The following is a 16,677-nucleotide window of genomic DNA, read 5'->3' on the forward strand; positions in this document are numbered from 1 at the left end:
GAACGCGGGCCGGCCGGAGGCTCAGAGCCCGAGGTCGTCCAGGGTGTAGGCGGTGACGTACGGCAGGCCCGCCCCGGCGATCGCCGGGGCCGCGCCGCGCTCCACGATCACCGCGACGCCGACCACCTCGGCGCCCGCCTCGCGCAGCGCCTCCACGGCGGTCAGCACCGAGCCGCCGGTGGTCGAGGTGTCCTCCACCGCCAGCACCCGGCGGCCCTTCACGTCCGGGCCCTCGATCCGGCGCTGCAGGCCGTGCGCCTTGCCCGCCTTGCGGACCACGAAGGCGTCCAGCTTGCGGCCGCGGGCCGCCGCCGCGTGCAGCATCGCCGCGGCCACCGGGTCGGCGCCCAGGGTCAGGCCGCCCACCGCGTCGAACTCCAGGTCCGCGGCCGCGTCCAGCATCACCTTGCCGACCAGCGGCGCCGCCTCGGCGTCCAGCGTGATCCGGCGCAGGTCGACGTAGTAGTCGGCTTCCAGGCCGGAGGAGAGGGTGACCTTGCCGTGCACGACGGCCTTGTCCTTGATCTGCGCCAGCAGGGCGTCGCGGTCGTTGCTCATGGACAGCCAGCTTAGACCGACCGGCACATGGAGGGCGGCGTCGCGGGCACCCACTACGGCACTCAGCGCCGCCGCAGGGCCCGGACCAGCACCACCGCGCCGCCGATCAGCGCCACCCCGCCGCCGATCATCCACGGCAGCGCGCTGCGCTCGCCGTGCGCGCCGGGCAGCAGCGTCGGCTCCGAGCCGCCCCAGCGGGAGGCCGCCCGGGCCCGGGCGCTGTGGGCCGGCGGGGCGGGCGCGTACCGGCCGTGCGGCGGGGCGTGGTCGACCTCCTCCGCGGAGCGGCCGACGATGCTGCGCCGCACCGGGGCGCCCTCCTGGTCGTAGCCGGGTTCCGGGCGCGGGGCGGCGGGCACCGGGGCGGGCAGGTCGTCCGCGTCGTCGAAGGAGATCAGGTCGGAGAGGTCGTCGTCGAGGTCCTGGCCGCGCTCGCGCTCGTCCAGGAAGACCACCGTCGCGCCGTCGGCCGGGTCGTCGTCCGCGTCCTCGCCGTCCCGGTCGGCGGGCTCGGACACCTCGGCGACCAGGGCCGCCACCGCCCGGTCGATCAGCCGGCGGCCGGTCGCCTCCAGCGCCTCGGCCTCGAAACCGGCCAGCCGGCCCGCGGCGGTCAGCTCGGTGGCGAACCGGACCGCGGTCTCGCCGGTGCGCTCGGCCAGGGTGATCCGCAGGCCGGCGGCCACCGGGGCCGCGCCGCGGATCTCCTCGCCGCTCAGCCGCACGGCGAGCGCGCCGTCCTGCCAGTCGCCCACGGTCAGCCGGCCGGCGAAGGTGATGGTGGACCCGGCGACCCGGATCCTGAGCCGGCTGTCGGCCCCCTCGGGGGCGGACGCCGACGCGACCGCGCTCAGCCCCGGCACGCAGCGGGCCAGCAGCTCACGGTCCAGCAGCGCTTCCCGGACCACCTCGGCGGGCACCGGGACGACAACCTCATGCTCCATACCGGCGAGCCTACCGACCGCCCGCCGCCGTGCCGAGCCCTCCACGCGAAGCCGGGCCGACCAACCCGCCAATGGGCGCAGCGCGCACCGGGCCCGGCCGCCCCGGCGGCCCGGTGCGCGGCCCGAACTGCCCGGTGGCGCAGGCCGGTTCACGGCCCCGGCAGGGTGTGCGGCTCACGGCCCCAGCAGGGTGTGCGGCGGCGGCAGCGGGGACGGCCGGCCGGCGGCCAGCCGGGCCTCGGCGGCCCGCAGCGCGGGCACCGTCAGCGAGCGCGGGGCCGGGACGTCCGGGGACAGGCCCAGGCCGGGGGCGGTGCGGGCGGCCAGCAGGAAGGCCGAGGCCGGGCCCGGCTCCCCGCAGTCCTCGCCGGACGGTCCGCCCGCCCGGTACGCGACGGCCGACAGGCCCGCGGCGGCCAGCCCGGACTCGTCCGCCCACAGCCCGCCGCCCGGGGCGTCCGGCGCCCCGCCGCGGACCGCCAGCCGGCCCTCGGGGGCCAGCCGTCCGGCGGCCAGGCCGAAGAACTCCAGCGAGCGGTACTTGCCGCCCGAGACGGCGCCGTCCAGGTCCGAGACGATCACGTCGAACCGCTCGGCGGACCCGCGCAGCCAGCCCATCGGCTCGGCCTGGACCAGCCGCACCCGCGGGTCGTCGAAGGCGTTCCCGGTGAGCGCGGCGAACGCGGCGTCCCGGCGGGCCAGCCCGGACAGCTCCGGGTCCCGCTCCACCACCAGCACGCTGCGCACCGCCGGGTGCAGCAGCACCTCGCGCAGCGCCAGGCCGTCGCCGCCCAGCACCAGCACCCGGCCGCTCGGCCCGGCGGCCAGCGCGGGGCGCACCAGCGCCTCGTGGTCGCGGTACTCGTCGGGGCCGCAGACCGCCAGCCGGCCGTCCAGGAACAGCTCCAGCGGCGGCGCGCCGCGCTGCGCGGGCACCCGGGGGGCCTCGTCCGCGCCGCCGGCCAGCACGATCTCCTGGTAGCGGCTCTGGGTGGCGAACCGGATCGGGCCGCCGTACAGCGCGTGCCGGGCGGCCCGTTCGATCGCGCCGGTGCAGGCGGCGGCCAGCGCGAGCAGGGCCAGCACCAGGCCGCAGCCGGTCCACAGCAGCAGCCGGGTGCGCGGGGCGGGCTCGGTGCGGAACAGCCAGAGCACCACGGCGGCGCCCGCCACCGCGTTCACCGCGCCGGTCAGCAGCGCCCCGGCGGTCTGGCCGAGGGCGGGCAGCAGTACGAACGGGAAGGCCAGGCCGCCGATCAGCGCGCCCACGTAGTCGGCGGCGAACAGGTCGGCGACGGCGCGGCCGGCGTGCTCCTGCCGGATCCGCTGGATCAGCGTCATCAGCAGCGGGATCTCGGCGCCGATCAGCAGGCCGATCAGCACGGTGGCGGCGATCAGCGCCACCAGGGTGGCGCGCGGCTGGTGCAGCCAGGCCCAGCCGCAGTACAGGGCGAGCGCGGACAGGCCGCCGACCAGCGACAGCGCGTACTCGACCAGCGCGAAGGAGGTGGCCGGGCGGCGGGTGAGGCCCTTGGCGAGCAGCGAGCCGACGCCCATGGCGAACACCATCACCGACAGCACCACGGAGGTCTGGGTGACCGAGTCGCCCAGCAGGTAGCCGCCGAGGGCGACCAGTTCGAGTTCGTACACCAGGCCGCAGGCCGCGCAGACGAACGCGGCCAGCAGGACCAGGATCCGGGCCGGACGGGGAGCCACCGCCGTCGGTACGGCGCCGCCGGCCCGGACCGCGCCGCCGGGGCCCGCGGCGCGCGGGGCGGTGGGCCGGGGGTCGGCCGCGGGCGGGGGCGGGGCGGCGTCCGGACCCGGCTGCGCGGGCCGTCCGACCGGGTGGTTGATCATGAATGAACGCTAGGCGAGAGCCCGGGTGAATGGCTGCACCCATCCGGGGGACAGGGCGGGGTGCCGGGTTGACGTCCGCTCACCAGCCGACCTGCGCCGGTTCCCCGGGCCCGGCCGGGCCGTCGGCCGGTGCGACGCCCGGCAGCGAGAGCGAGGAACGGGTGCACACCAGTCGGCCCTCCTGCGGGTAGGCGTGCCACGTCCGCCAGTGCACCCGGCGGTCCTCGCAGTGCGCGACCAGCGCGGTGAAGGCGCTCGGGTCGCCCGGGAAGACCCCCGCCAGCGCCCGCGGGTGCCCCTCGACCAGGGCCAGCAGCTCCTGGGCCCGGGCCTCGAACACGTACGGCGGCAGCTCCTCGATCCGGGCGGCGAACTCGTACTCCCAGCCGGCCACCTGCTCCGCGACCCGGGCGGGCAGCGGGGTGCGGCGGCCCGGCAGGCAGGCCACCGTCTCCAGGCAGTCGCCCGGGCCGGCCGCCAGCACCACCTGGTGCGAGGCGCCCAGCAGCCGCAGCTGGAGGGTGCCCCGGAGGCCGTCCGGGGCGCCGGGGGCGCCGTCGAGTCTGAGGTCGCGGACGGCCAGCGCGGGCAGCGGTTCGCCGCCCAGCTGCCAGGCCAGGTCGCCGGCGCGGGTGTCCGTGTAGGAGGTCTGCAGGGTGGTGAGCATGCTCGGCTCCGCGTTTCAGCTCCGTGCGCGCCCCCTGGGACCGGAGTCCGCCCCTCATCCGTGAGGCTGTTCGAGACTGTCCGATCCGGGGCGCGGCCGACCGTGGAAGGAAGGATTCCGGCTGGAGATTCAGCAGCAGAGAAGCACGAATTCTCCGGGTCCGTCAGGGATTTACCCATGTTTGGCACTCATTCACCGTTCTGGGGCCTGTGCCCGACTGGGTGTGATCGGTCCCGAGTTGCACTCTGCTCACCGCACTCCCCTGCGCGGGTGTCACGCGCCGTGCGCGCCGGTGGTGCACCCCGCACACCCCAGCGCCCACCCGTCCCCGCCCGCCCCCGGCCGTCGCCGGGCGCTCCGTCCCGCCCCGGGAACCGGGGCGGCCGCCGGCCTGGACCGCGCCGCACCGGCCGAGGAACCCGGTGACGGGCGTGCGAAGGCCCCGGTGACGGCGTGCTGCCGTCACCGGGGCCGGGCGGGTCCGCTACCGGGCGCGCAGGCCGTGCAGGCGCTCCACCGCCTCCTCCAGCACCTCGGTCCGCTTGCAGAAGGCGAACCGGACCTGGCTGAGACCGGCCTCGGTGTCGTCGTAGAAGACCGCGTTCGGAATGGCGACCACGCCGCAGCGCTCGGGGAGGGTGCGGCAGAACGCGGTGCCGTCCTTCTCGCCGAGCGGGGTGATGTCGGTGGTGATGAAGTACGTGCCCTGCGGCTCGAAGACCCGGAAACCGGCGGCGGCGAGGCCCGCGGCGAGCAGGTCGCGCTTGCGGTGCAGGTCGGCGCGGAAGTCGGCGTAGTAGCTGTCGGGCAGGCGCAGGGCCTCGGCGACGGCGTACTGGAACGGGCCGGCCGAGACGTACGTGAGGTACTGCTTGGCGGTCCGGACGGCGGAGACCAGTGCGGGCGTGCCGGTGACCCAGCCGACCTTCCAGCCGGTGAAGGAGAAGGTCTTGCCGGCCGAGGAGATCGCCACGGTGCGTTCGCGCATGCCGGGGAGGGCGGCGAGCGGGTGGTGGGCGCCGGTGAAGACCAGGTGCTCGTAGACCTCGTCGGTGATGACCAACAGGTCGTGCTCTACGGCGAGTTCGGCGACGGCGGCGAGTTCCTCGGGGGTGAGGACGGTGCCGGTCGGGTTGTGCGGGGTGTTGACGAGCAGCAGCCGGGTGCGCGGGGTGATCAGGGAGCGCAGCTCGTCCAGGTCGGGCCGGAACGCGGGGGCGCGCAGGGTGAGCGGGACGCGGACCGCGCCGGCCATGGCGATGCAGGCGGCGTAGGAGTCGTAGAACGGCTCGAAGGCGATCACCTCGTCCCCGGGCTCCAACAGGGCCAGCAGGGCGGCGGCGATCGCCTCGGTGGCGCCGGCGGTGACCAGCACCTCGGTGTCCGGGTCGTGGGAGAGGCCGTAGAACCGCTGCTGGTGCTCGGCGATCGCGGCGCGCAGCTCGGGGACGCCCGGCCCCGGCGGGTACTGGTTGCCCAGGCCCGCGCGCAGCGCCCGCACCGCGGCCTCGCGGACCTCCTCCGGCCCGTCGGTGTCCGGGAAGCCCTGGCCGAGGTTGATCGAACCGGTCGCGGTGGCCAGGGCCGACATCTCGGCGAAGATCGTCGTGCCCATGCCCTCCAGCCGGCGGTTCAGCAGCGGCCTGGTGCTCATCGGTGGCTCCTCACAGACGGGTGGTCGGGCCCCATCATCCAGCCGCGCGCAGCACCCGCCAAGGCCCCTCAGCGCGGGACGGCCCGGAGCGCCTCGGCGAGCGTCCTGCCGGCGGTGTCCCGGGCCACGATCTCGGGCCCGTAGCACTCGGCCGGGTACCAGAGCCCGCCGGACTCCAGCAGCGCGGTGCAGGCGTCGCCGCCCGGGTCGCCGAAGACCAGGGCGCGGGTGGCGGGCAGCGGGCGGTGCTCCGCGGTGAAGCCGACCACCTGCCCGCCCGTGAGCAGGGTGACGTCGCTGCGGCCGGTGGCGGCGCGGACGTCGTCGAGGGTCCAGTCGGCGGGCAGCGGCGGGGCGGTGCGGAGGAGCACGGCGAAGCCGAGCCGGGGGCGGACCCACTCCTGGTCGCGCTCGATGCCCAGGACGCCGCCGACGAAGGCCATCCGGTGGGTGCCGCCCGGCAGTTGCCACTCGAACGGGACCACGGACAGGTGGGCGGGGAAGCACCCGTCCTCGATCCGCCCGGCCACGGCCGGGACGGGCGCCCCGCCGTCGTAGCGGTGGGCGAAGAACCGGGTGATCCAGCCGGTCACCGCGGCGGAGCCGGAGCGGGACTCCCACTTGTAGATCGAGCGCCAGAACCCCCGGTCGACCGGCCCGCCGGCCGCGGTGGCGGCGATCTCGGCGAGCACCGGCCGCAGCGCCTCCAGCCAGGGCCGCAGGCCCGCGAAGCGTTCCGCCAGCCCGTCCACCCGGTCGGCCAGCAGCCGCCAGTCCCGTGCGGTGCCCTCCAGCCGGATCCGCGGGATGCCGCACAGGGTGACCCAGCGGAAGTCGTAGTACGGGCTGACCACGTCCATCAGCGCGACCAGGGCGGCGCAGGACTCGGCGGGGCCGGTGGTGGAGAAGTCCGGCCGGAACAGCTCCGCGGTGTCCGCGCCGATCCGCTCCCGGAGCGGCTGCTGGACGAGGTGCAGCGAGCGCCGCCAGTCGGCGGAGCCGGTCAGCTCGTCGTCCCGGACGGTGAGGGCGGGCTTCGCGCCGGGGGTGTCGGTGAACAGCCCGGCGTGGGTGTCGGCGTTCAGCCGGACGTGGACGGCGACCTCGTGCACCACCGCGTACCAGAGCAGGTCGGGGGAGAGGCTCAGCGGCAGGTGCGCGCCGAAGCACAGGTGCAGGGCGCGGATCAGCAGGCTGGCGGCGGAGTCCGCGGACCGGGGGGCCTGCGGGTCGCCGAGCAGCCGGTCGGTGGAGCGGTGGTGGACGGTGTGCGGCTCGCCGACGGCGGCCCGCAGGAAGGCGTCGTTGCCGAGTTCGGCGAGCCGGGCCGCCCGGGCGTCCGCCGCGGGGTCCGCGGCGAGCGGCAGGTCGATCTCGACGGCCATCGCGGCCTCCCGGGAGCGGGCCCGGGCGCGTCCTCCGGGCGGGGCGTCGTGGTGCGGGTGGGGCGTTCACGCGGACGGGCCCGCCCCTGCGGGTGCAGGGGCGGGCCCGTTCGGGGTGCGGGGCGGGGCTCAGGCCTCGTCGGCCGGGCCGTCCTCGGGGGCGGCCTCGCCGTCGGCGGGCTTGGCCTGGTCGCCGAGCTGCTCGGCCATCCACTGCTCGAAGCCGACCGCGGCCTGGGTCCAGTTGGCGGTGGTGCCGACGAAGTACTCCAGGTTGACGCCGCTGCCGACGATCATCTGGGACTCACCGATCAGCCGGACGATGCCGTCGTCGTGGGTGTGGGTGTAGACCTTGGGCCACAGGGTCTCGCGGTTCCACTCGTCGATCAGGGCGAGGATCTCGGGCTTCTGCTCGAGCGGGAACGGGCGGTCGTAGAACGCGCGGACCGCGAACAGCTCCTTGTGGTCGCCGCGGAACATGTAGTAGACGCGGAAGTTCTCCCAGGGGGCGGTGAGGTCGCCCTCCTCGTCCACCACGTGCTTGAGCTGCATCTGGTCGAGCAGCTGGGCCACCAGGTTCTGGTCCGGGACGATCACCGGCGGTCCGGCCGGAGCGCCACCGGGCTGGCCGCCCCCCTGCGGCGGCTGAGGCAGGCCGAAGGACGGGATGGACGACGGGTCGATGCTCACGGGGGTGTCCCTTTCACGGTGCACGGTCGGCTGCCGATGGGGGGCCGCCTTTCCTGGCCTCCATCCTGCCTCATTCGGGGCCCGCGGCACAGGGTGCGGCCCGCCGCGTGATCATGTCCCGGCGGGCCGTGCCGCCGGTGCCGCCGGCCGTGGCGGCACCGGCATCCGGTGACGGATCGTCACTTGTCCAGCGAGGTGCGCGGCCCGACGCTCAGCCGGTCGGAGACGCCGTCGTGGTCGACCACGACCGTCTCGCCGTCGTGCACCCGGCCGGAGAGGATCTCCTTCGCCAGCTGGTCGCCGATCGCGGACTGCACCAGCCGGCGCAGCGGCCGGGCGCCGTACGCCGGGTCGTAGCCGGTGAGCGAGAGCCAGTCCCGCGCCGCCGGGGTGACGTCCAGGGTGAGCCGGCGCTCGTGCAGTCGGCGGGCCAGCGCGGCGACCTGGAGGTCGACGATCCGGCTGAGCTCCTCGGTGCCCAGCGGGTCGAAGACCACGATGTCGTCCAGCCGGTTCAGGAACTCGGGCTTGAAGGACTGCCGGACCGTCTCCAGCACCAGCTCCTTCTTCCGCTCCTCCGGCGTGTTCGGGTCGACCAGGTACGACGAGCCGAGGTTGGAGGTGAGGATCAGGATCGCGTTGCGGAAGTCCACCGTGCGGCCCTGGCCGTCGGTGAGCCGGCCGTCGTCGAGCACCTGGAGCAGCACGTCGAAGACCTCGGGGTGGGCCTTCTCCACCTCGTCCAGCAGGACCACGCTGTACGGGCGGCGGCGGACCGCCTCGGTGAGCTGGCCGCCCTCCTCGTAGCCGACGTACCCGGGCGGGGCGCCGACCAGGCGGGAGACCGAGTGCTTCTCGCCGTACTCGCTCATGTCGATCCGGACCATGGCGCGCTCGTCGTCGAAGAGGAAGTCGGCCAGGGCCTTGGCGAGTTCGGTCTTGCCGACGCCGGTCGGGCCGAGGAACAGGAACGAGCCGGTCGGACGGTCCGGGTCGGCGATGCCGGAGCGGGTGCGGCGCACCGCGTCGGAGACGGCGCGGACGGCCTCGTGCTGGCCGATCAGGCGCTTGCCGAGCTCCTCCTCCATCCGCAGCAATTTGGCGCTCTCGCCCTCCAGCAGCCGGCCGGCCGGGATGCCCGTCCAGGACGCGACCACGTCGGCCACGTCGTCCGGGCCGACCTGCTCCTTGACCATGGTGGTGCTGGGCTCGTCCGCCGCGCGGTCCTGCGCCTCGGTCAACTCCCGCTCGGCGGCCGGGATCTCGGCGTACAGCAGCTTGGAGGCGCGCTCGAAGTCGCCGTCGCGCTGGGCGCGGTCCAGGGCGCCGCGCAGGTCGTCGAGGCGCTCCTTGAGCTCGCCGACCCGGTTGAGCGACTTCTTCTCCTGCTCCCAGCGGGCGTTGAGGGTGCTCAGCTGCTCCTGCTTGTCGGCGAGGTCGCGGCGGAGCTTGCCGAGCCGCTCGACCGAGGCCGGGTCGGACTCCTTCTCCAGCGCCAGCTCCTCCATCCGCAGCCGGTCGACCGAGCGCTGCAGCTCGTCGATCTCGACCGGGGAGGAGTCGATCTCCATCCGCAGCCGGGAGGCGGCCTCGTCGACCAGGTCGATCGCCTTGTCCGGCAGGAAGCGGGCGGTGATGTACCGGTTGGACAGCGTCGCCGCGGCGACCAGGGCGGCGTCGGTGATCTCCACCTTGTGGTGCGCCTCGTAGCGGCCCTTGAGGCCGCGCAGGATCGCGATGGTGTCCTCGACGGTCGGCTCGCCGACCATCACCTGTTGGAAGCGGCGCTCCAGGGCCGGGTCCTTCTCGATCCGCTCGCGGTACTCGTCCAGCGTGGTGGCGCCGACCATCCGCAGTTCGCCGCGGGCCAGCATCGGCTTGAGCATGTTGCCCGCGTCCATCGCGGAGTCGCCGCCGGCGCCCGCGCCGACCATGGTGTGCAACTCGTCGATGAAGGTGACCACCTGGCCGTCGGAGGCCTTGATGTCGTTCAGGACGGCCTTCAGCCGCTCCTCGAACTCGCCGCGGAACTTCGCGCCCGCGACCATCGCCGCCAGGTCGAGCGAGACCAGGCGCTTGCCGCGCAGCGACTCGGGCACGTCGCCCGCGACGATCCGCTGGGCCAGGCCCTCGACCACGGCGGTCTTGCCGACGCCGGGCTCGCCGATCAGCACCGGGTTGTTCTTGGTGCGCCGGGAGAGCACCTGCACCACCCGGCGGATCTCCTGGTCGCGGCCGATCACCGGGTCGAGCTTGCCGTCCCGGGCGGCCTGCGTCAGGTCGGAGCCGTACTTCTCCAGGGCCTTGTAGGTGCCCTCCGGGTCCGGCGAGGTGACCCGGGCGCTGCCGCGGACCTCCTTGAACGCGGACAGCAGCGCCTTGGCGGTGGCGCCCTGCTGCTTCAGCAGCTCGGAGACCTGCCCGCCCTCGGCGGCCAGGCCGACCAGCAGGTGCTCGGTGGAGACGTACTGGTCGTCCAGGTCGGCGGCGCGCTTCCCGGCCTCCTCCAGCACGGCCAGGGTGTCGCGCGCGAGGTTCGGCGCGGCGACGGTGGAGCCCTGGGCGGCGGGCAGGGCGGCGGCCTGCTGGCGGGCGGCGGCGGTGACGCGCGCGGCGTCCGCCCCGACGGCCTCCAGCAGCGGGCGGGCCAGGCCCTCCGGCTGGTCGAGCAGGGCCAGCAGGATGTGCACCGGCTTGACGTCCGGGTTCCCCGCGGCACTGGCCTGCCGGATGGCGGAGGACAGCGCCTCCTGCGTCTTGCTGGTGAACTTACTGGCGTCCACTGCGGGCATACCCCTCTCGTCTCGGGACTGGTGCGAGTCTGCTGACTACAGCATGCACTAAGTTGAGTCTATTCCGCTCAGGTTTTGCGAAGGGTTTCCGCTCAGTTCTTCCGGGCGGTCCCGGCGGGCCGGGCCGCCCGGGTCAGCCCGAGCAGCTGGCGGGCCGGTCCGGCCGGGCGCTGACCGGCCGGCCAGACCGCGCGCAGCGGGCGCTGCAGCTCCAGCCCGTCCAGCGGAACGGCCACCAGCCGGCGGGTGGCCAGCTCCTCCTTCACCGCCAGCTCGCTCAGGCAGACCGGGCCCGCTCCGGTCATCGCGGCCGCCTTCAGCGCCGTAGAGGAGGCCAGCTCCAGCCGGGGCGCCGCCGGGCCGCCGTACGGGGCCAGCGCCTCCTCCAGCACCTCCCGGGTGCCGGAGCCGACCTCGCGCAGCACCAGCGGGGTGGCGGCCAGCTCGGCGCCGGTGACCGGGGCGCGGCGGCGGGCCCAGCGGTGCTCGGGGGAGACCACCACCACCAGCCGGTCGGCGGCCACCACCGCGCCGGACAGGCCGGCCGGGGTGGAGGTGCCCTCGACGAAGCCCAGGTCGGCCTCGCCGGCCAGCACCTGGGCGGCGACGTCGTGCGAGTTCGCGGTGCGCAGCGTGACGGCGGTGCCCGGGCTGGCCTCGTTCAGGGCCAGCAGCCAGCCCGGCATCAGGTACTCGGCGACGGTCAGGCTGGCCACCACCCGCAGCCGGGCGTCCCGGCGGCCGCGCAGCGCGTCGATCCCGGCGTCCAGCGCCTGCGCGGCCTCCACCACCTGCCGGGCCCACTCGACCACCAGCCGGCCCGCCTCGGTGGGCCGGGAGCCGCGCGGCGAGCGCTCCAGCAGCGCCACCCCGATCTGCCGCTCCATGCCCTTGATCCGGGCGCTGGCGGCGGGCTGGCTGACGCCCAGTTCGGCGGCGGCCCGCCCGACGCTGCCCAGCCGGGCCACGGCGAGCAGCAGCTCCAGGGCGCCGAGTTCCGGGACGTGCGGGGAGAGGGCCATAGGCCCAGGCTATGTCCTCATAGCGGACGGCTCGCTACCCGCGTCCCCGGTACCGGCGGAGGGTGGAGCCATGGCAACCCTCCTCGCGCCGCGCACCACCCTGCGCTCCCTCGACCTCTCCCGGCTCGGACCCAACTGGTACGCCGCCGTGATGGGCACCGCGATCACCGGCAACGCCGCCGCCGCGCTGCCGGTGGACGTCCCCGGCCGCACCGCCCTCGCCGAGGCGGTCTGGACGCTCTCGCTGCTGATGCTGGCCGCCCTGCTGGCCGGCCGGGCCGTCCACCTGACCCGGCACCGCGAGCAGGCCCGGCGCACCCTGCTGGAGGACCCGTCCGCCGCCGTCTTCTACGGCTGCCCGCCGATGGCCCTGCTGGCCGTCGGCTACGGCGCGCTGACCGTCGGCGGCCCGCTGCTCGGCACCGGCCCGGCCCTCGCGCTGGACGTGCTGCTGTGGACGGTGGGCACCGGGTACGCGCTGGTGGTGGCCGCCGGGCTGCCCTACCTGATGATCACCCGGCACCGGCTGTCCGCGCTGGAGGCCAACCCGACCTGGCTGCTGCCGGTGGTCGCGCCGATGGTGTCCGCGGCGCTCGGCCCCGCCCTGGTGCCGCACCTGCCCGCGGGGGCGGCCCGGCAGGCGCTGCTGTACGGGTGCGTGGCGATGTTCGGCGCCAGCCTGCTGGCCACCCTGGCGCTGCTGCCGGTGGTCCTCGGCGGACTGCTGCACAGCAAGCTGCCCGCCCTGGTGCTCACCCCGTCGCTGTTCCTGGTCCTCGGGCCGCTGGGCCAGTCCACCACCGCCGTCCACCAGTTCGCCGACGCGGTGCCGATCGCGCTGCCCGGCGCGGGTCCCGGCGCGGCGGCCGCCGCCCGGGCGCTGGCCGAGGTGTACGGCGTCACGGTGATGGGATTCGCGCTGCTGTGGCTGGCGGTGGCACTCGTTGCCAACCTGCGTGCACTGCGTGCCGAAATGCCGTTCGCAATGACCTGGTGGGCATTCACCTTCCCGGTCGGCACCCTCGTCACCGGAGCCACCGCGCTGGCCCGGCACACCGGATTCGGCGGATTCACCGCCCTCGCCGCCGCGCTCTACCTGCTGCTGCTCGCCGCCTGGGCGGTGGCGCTGGCCCGGACCGCGACCGGCCTGCGGGCGGGCCGCCTGCTCTGACGTGCGCCCGGAGCGGTCCCGGGGCGGCCCGGGCGGCCCTGACGGTGGCGGGTGCCGGGACGGCGGGTGACCGCGCCCGGGAGCCGGGCGGCATTCGGTGCGACGGATTCCGGATCGGTGGATTCGGCGGAGGATTGCCGAATTCCGGTCCGGGGCAGTGACATTCCGGGCCGCCGCGACGCCACCGTTCCGGACGCCCGCCGCCGAGCGGCGAATGGCCGCTCAGAGGAGGGGGGCATTCCGGGAAAGGCGAGATTCGGGGCGCGGCAGCGAGGTGTTTGCTGCAGGTTCCTGCACTTGCGGGAACCTGCAGCCGGAGAGCACTTGTTCGGAGTTCGCCCCGCTGTGAGGGTGGAGTCACGCCAGGTCGTCCGGGGCAGCCGCAGCCCGAGTCGGCGACTTGCTCTTCGCGTGGGGGCGACAGGTGCGTTCGTATCTGCGCAACGGGGGGAAGAGCACCGGCCGGGACGCCACGTGTGGTGGTGGCTACCGTGACCGGATCGGTGAGGCGTTGCTGCTCCGCCTCACCGAAGCGCCATGACGCTGGCGTAACACGAGCGGGTCCTCCGGGATCCGGGTGCAGACCGCACCCGGCCCGGGGGACGCGCCCGGTCCGCGGGGGTGACTCCCGCCGTCGCACCCGACGGCCCTGCTGGAATCATCATCCGCAAGCGGAGGAAGACGGCAGGGAGTGCTCGACGTGGCAGCGGACCACCCGAAGTCCGATCCGGACGCCGGTCGGCCCGGCACACCCGGCGGGCCCTCCGACGCGCCGTCAGGTGCGCTCACCGGCCCGGCCGGAGCGCCGACCGACCTGCTCGACGGTCCGCCCGCGCCGTCCGCCGACCCGGGCCCGGCAACCGCCGACACCGACTTCCCGTCCGTCGGCGCCGACCTCCCGTCCGCCGACGCCGACCTCCCGTTCGGCCCGGAAGCCGGACTGCCCGAGGAGGAGGCCACCCAGCTCTACCTGGCCGTCCTCGCCGCCGGCGGCCGGATCCCGCTGGACGCGCCGCCCCCGCTCGGCACCGGCCGCACCCCCGAACGCCAACGGGCCCTGCTGGACCAGCTGGTGGCGATCGGCCTGATGCTGCCCAACCGGATCGACGGCTGCTACGTCGCGGTCAGCCCGCGCGCCGTCGCCGAACGCCTCGGCGCCGACCTGCGCTCCCGCGCCACCCGCCTGCTGCTCGACGCCGGCCGGCTGCCCGCCGCGCTCGACCCGCTCGCCCGCGCCTACGACGCCGTCCCCCGGCCCGCCGACCGGACCGGGCAGGCCGTCTACGTCGACGGCCAGGAGGGCATCCGGCTGCGGATCGCCCAACTGGTCTCCGACTGCCGCCTCGAACTGCTCAGCGCCCAGCCCGGGCTCCGCCCGCCCGCCGTCCTCGAACTCGCCCACACCCAGGACCGGCGGATGCTCAGCCGGGGCGCCACCCTGCGGGCCCTCTACCAGCCCGTCGCGCTCACCGCGGACAGCGCCGTCCGGCACGCCACCGCGATGACCGAGCACGGCGCCCAACTGCGGGTCCTGGACGAGCCGTTCCTCCGCCTGATCGTCATCGACCGGCGGGTCGCCGTGATCCCCGCCGCCGAGGACCACAGCCGCGCCGCGTTCGTCGAGGACCCCGCCGCGATCGCCTACCTGGTGGCCGGCTTCGAACGCGACTGGGCCCGCGCCGAACAGGTCCACTGGCACGGCCTCGACGCCCGCACCCTCACCCGCACCATCACCGACCGGGTCGGCCGCCTACTCGCCCAGGGCCTCACCCAGCGCGCCGTCGCCACCCGCCTCGGCCTCTCCGAACGCACCGTCGCCGGCCACATCTCCCGGCTGCGCGACCTGTACGGGGCCGGCACCCTGTTCCAGCTCGGCTGGCTGATGCGGGGAGGCGGCGGACGTGGCTGACCCGACCCCCGCACCCGCTCCCGCTCCCGTCCCGGCCTCCACCGTCCAGGCACCCCTCCGTCCCGCCTTCGGGCCGACGGCCTACCGCGTCCCCGCGCCCACGGGGGCCTGCGGGCCGATCGACGCGGCGGCCTGGCGCCTCTACCTGGACGTGCTGGAAGCCGGCGGCCGGATCGCGGCCGACGCCGTCCCCGCGCAGCGGCAGCACGTCCTCGCCGGGCTGCTGCGCACCGGCCTGCTGGTCTCCGACGGCCTCGACGGCTCCTACCTGGCCGTCAACCCGCGCTTCGTGGCCGACACCCTCAGCACCGAGATGAACACCGAGGCCACCCGCCTGCTCAACCTGGCCGAACGCCTGGCCGCCGACCTCGACCCGCTGATCGCCGCCTACGACAGCGTGCCCCGCCCGGCCGAGCCCGTCCCGGCCGACCACCAGCTCACCGGCCGCGAACACATCCGCCAGCGGATCGCCCAACTCGGCTCCACCTGCCGGGAGGAGGCCCTGACCTCGCACCCCGGACCGCTGGTGCCCGCCGCCCTGGAACTCTCCCTGAGCCAGGACCTCCCGATCCTGCACCGCGGCTGCCGCATCCTCACCCTCTACCGGCCGACCGTCCTCACCGAACCCGCCACGGTCCGCTACGCCGCCACCGTCACCCGGGCCGGCGGCGAGGTCCGGCTGCTCGACGAGCCCTTCCAGCGCGCCCTGGTCTTCGACCGGACCACCGCCGTGGTGCCCGCCGCCGACGACCCGGACCGGGCCGCGGTGATCTCCGACCCCGCCACCGTGGCCATGATCGTCGCCAACTTCGAACGCGACTGGACCCGGGCCGAACGCGTCTCCTGGCACAGCCTCCTCGACAGCGCCCCCACCCGCACCGCCGTCGACCAGGTCGGCCGCCTGCTCGCCCAGGGCCTCACCCAGAAGGCCATCGCCACCCGCCTCGGCCTCTCCGAACGCACCGTCGCCGCCCACATCGCCCACCTGCGCGAGCGCTACGACGCCGAGACCCTGTTCCAACTCGGCTGGCTGATGCGGAGGGGCAAGCACGATGCCTGACGCCCGCCCCGCGCCGCCCGCCCCCGGGCCGACCGAGAAGGCGCTCTACCTGGCCGTGCTGCGGGCCGGCGGCCAGGTCTCGGTCCGCGAGGCGACCGAGCAGGACGCCGCCGCCACCGCCCGGCTGCTCGCGCTCGGACTGCTGGTCCAGCACGACGAGAGCGAGCAGCTCACCGCCGTCAACCCGCGCACCGTCAGCGGCCGGCTGAGCCGCGAACTGCGCGAGGCGGGCACCCGGATGTTCGCGGCCGCCGAGCACGTCCCCACCGAACTCGACGTCCTCGCCGACGCGTTCGACAGCGCCGTCCGCCCGCAGGACCACGGCCGGCAGATCACCCACGTGCTGGACGTGGACCGGATCCGGCACCGCCTGCTCCAGATCGAGGCCGACTTCCGCGAGGAGGTGCTGGCCGCCCAGCCCGGCCACCGCCCGGTGGTGTACCTGGAGAAGAGCGCCCGCGCCGAGAAGGCCCTGGCCGCCGGCGCCCGGATGGACATCCTCTACCAGCCGACCGTGAAGTCCGACCCGGCGGTGATCGACTACGCGGTGCGGGCCACCGGCTGGGGCATGCGACTGCGCTCCCTGGACGAGGACTTCACCCGGATGCTGATCTTCGACCGCCGGACGGTGATCATCTCCGCCTCCGCCGACAACCGCACCGCCGCCTTCATCGAGGACCGCGCCGTGGTCGACCACCTGGTCGCCCTCTTCCACCGCGACTGGGACCGCGCCGAACGCGTCCCCTGGCACGACCTCGCCGGCACCACCGTCCCCCCGCCCACCGAGCAGATCGGCCGCCTGCTCGCCACCGGCCTCACCCAGCGCGCCGTCGCCTCCCGCCTCGGCGTCTCCGAACGCACCGTCGCCGAACACATCGCCCGCCTCCGCGAGCGCTACGACGCCGAGACCCTCTTCCAACTCGGCTGGCTGATGCGGGACGGCGACCGGTGAACACCGTCCCGGA

General features: G+C 75.3%; 13 protein-coding genes. 4 read left to right on the plus strand and 9 right to left on the minus strand.

The window, feature by feature from the left end:
- Positions 1 to 21: 21 nt before the first annotated feature.
- From pyrE to EDD39_RS07195, 9 genes are all read right to left on the minus strand, one after another.
- Positions 22 to 558 carry an orotate phosphoribosyltransferase gene (gene pyrE / locus EDD39_RS07155; protein WP_123554101.1) on the minus strand — a complete coding sequence of 179 codons (537 nt, stop codon included), beginning with the start codon at positions 556 to 558 and terminating at the stop codon, positions 22 to 24.
- Positions 559 to 620: 62 nt separating this feature from the next.
- Positions 621 to 1,502, minus strand: a complete 882-nt coding sequence (locus tag EDD39_RS07160) for an SRPBCC family protein (protein WP_123554102.1) — start codon at positions 1,500 to 1,502, stop codon at positions 621 to 623.
- 174 nt (positions 1,503 to 1,676) lie between these two features.
- Positions 1,677 to 3,362, minus strand: coding sequence for a spermine/spermidine synthase domain-containing protein (locus EDD39_RS07165; protein ID WP_208765460.1), 1,686 nt, complete (start codon positions 3,360 to 3,362; stop codon positions 1,677 to 1,679).
- A 79-nt stretch (positions 3,363 to 3,441) separates the two neighbouring features.
- On the minus strand, positions 3,442 to 4,029 hold the full coding sequence (locus tag EDD39_RS07170) for a DUF2617 family protein (protein WP_123554104.1): 588 nt from the start codon (positions 4,027 to 4,029) through the stop codon (positions 3,442 to 3,444).
- A 484-nt stretch (positions 4,030 to 4,513) separates the two neighbouring features.
- Positions 4,514 to 5,683: a pyridoxal phosphate-dependent aminotransferase gene (locus EDD39_RS07175; protein ID WP_123554105.1), complete on the minus strand. Its 1,170-nt coding sequence runs from the start codon at positions 5,681 to 5,683 to the stop codon at positions 4,514 to 4,516.
- A 68-nt stretch (positions 5,684 to 5,751) separates the two neighbouring features.
- Complete coding sequence (locus tag EDD39_RS07180) at positions 5,752 to 7,068, minus strand: DUF4419 domain-containing protein (RefSeq protein WP_123554107.1); 1,317 nt, start codon at positions 7,066 to 7,068, stop codon at positions 5,752 to 5,754.
- A gap of 129 nt (positions 7,069 to 7,197) precedes the next feature.
- Positions 7,198 to 7,758 carry a type III secretion system chaperone family protein gene (locus EDD39_RS07185; protein ID WP_123554109.1) on the minus strand — a complete coding sequence of 187 codons (561 nt, stop codon included), beginning with the start codon at positions 7,756 to 7,758 and terminating at the stop codon, positions 7,198 to 7,200.
- Between the two features lie 179 nt (positions 7,759 to 7,937).
- The gene (clpB, locus tag EDD39_RS07190) at positions 7,938 to 10,541 is read right to left on the minus strand and encodes an ATP-dependent chaperone ClpB (protein WP_123560198.1); all 2,604 of its coding nucleotides are present in this window, start codon (positions 10,539 to 10,541) and stop codon (positions 7,938 to 7,940) included.
- A gap of 101 nt (positions 10,542 to 10,642) precedes the next feature.
- Positions 10,643 to 11,572, minus strand: a complete 930-nt coding sequence (locus tag EDD39_RS07195) for a LysR family transcriptional regulator (RefSeq protein WP_123554111.1) — start codon at positions 11,570 to 11,572, stop codon at positions 10,643 to 10,645.
- 70 nt (positions 11,573 to 11,642) lie between these two features.
- Here EDD39_RS07195 and EDD39_RS07200 point away from each other — a divergent pair, with 70 nt between their 5' ends.
- From EDD39_RS07200 to EDD39_RS07215, 4 genes are all read left to right on the plus strand, one after another.
- Positions 11,643 to 12,743, plus strand: coding sequence for an SLAC1 family transporter (locus EDD39_RS07200; RefSeq protein WP_123554113.1), 1,101 nt, complete (start codon positions 11,643 to 11,645; stop codon positions 12,741 to 12,743).
- A gap of 700 nt (positions 12,744 to 13,443) precedes the next feature.
- A complete protein-coding gene (locus EDD39_RS07205) occupies positions 13,444 to 14,652 on the plus strand; it encodes a LuxR family transcriptional regulator (RefSeq protein WP_148089404.1) in 1,209 nt (402 codons plus the stop codon).
- Complete coding sequence (locus tag EDD39_RS07210) at positions 14,645 to 15,712, plus strand: helix-turn-helix transcriptional regulator (protein ID WP_123554118.1); 1,068 nt, start codon at positions 14,645 to 14,647, stop codon at positions 15,710 to 15,712. The genes EDD39_RS07205 and EDD39_RS07210 overlap by 8 nt, the downstream gene beginning before the upstream one ends.
- Positions 15,705 to 16,664, plus strand: coding sequence for a LuxR C-terminal-related transcriptional regulator (locus EDD39_RS07215; RefSeq protein ID WP_123554120.1), 960 nt, complete (start codon positions 15,705 to 15,707; stop codon positions 16,662 to 16,664). The genes EDD39_RS07210 and EDD39_RS07215 overlap by 8 nt, the downstream gene beginning before the upstream one ends.
- The last annotated feature ends 13 nt before the right edge of the window (positions 16,665 to 16,677 follow it).

Origin of the sequence: Kitasatospora cineracea (assembly GCF_003751605.1) — a bacterium.
GTDB classification, from domain to species: domain Bacteria; phylum Actinomycetota; class Actinomycetes; order Streptomycetales; family Streptomycetaceae; genus Kitasatospora; species Kitasatospora cineracea.

Coding starts and splice junctions, on each gene's coding strand:
- pyrE (WP_123554101.1), bottom strand. CDS start 558: ATGAGCAACGACCGCGACGCCCTGCTGGCGCAGATCAAGGACAAGGCC.
- EDD39_RS07160 (WP_123554102.1), bottom strand. CDS start 1,502: ATGGAGCATGAGGTTGTCGTCCCGGTGCCCGCCGAGGTGGTCCGGGAA.
- EDD39_RS07165 (WP_208765460.1), bottom strand. CDS start 3,362: ATGATCAACCACCCGGTCGGACGGCCCGCGCAGCCGGGTCCGGACGCC.
- EDD39_RS07170 (WP_123554104.1), bottom strand. CDS start 4,029: ATGCTCACCACCCTGCAGACCTCCTACACGGACACCCGCGCCGGCGAC.
- EDD39_RS07175 (WP_123554105.1), bottom strand. CDS start 5,683: ATGAGCACCAGGCCGCTGCTGAACCGCCGGCTGGAGGGCATGGGCACG.
- EDD39_RS07180 (WP_123554107.1), bottom strand. CDS start 7,068: ATGGCCGTCGAGATCGACCTGCCGCTCGCCGCGGACCCCGCGGCGGAC.
- EDD39_RS07195 (WP_123554111.1), bottom strand. CDS start 11,572: ATGGCCCTCTCCCCGCACGTCCCGGAACTCGGCGCCCTGGAGCTGCTG.
- EDD39_RS07200 (WP_123554113.1), top strand. CDS start 11,643: ATGGCAACCCTCCTCGCGCCGCGCACCACCCTGCGCTCCCTCGACCTC.
- EDD39_RS07215 (WP_123554120.1), top strand. CDS start 15,705: ATGCCTGACGCCCGCCCCGCGCCGCCCGCCCCCGGGCCGACCGAGAAG.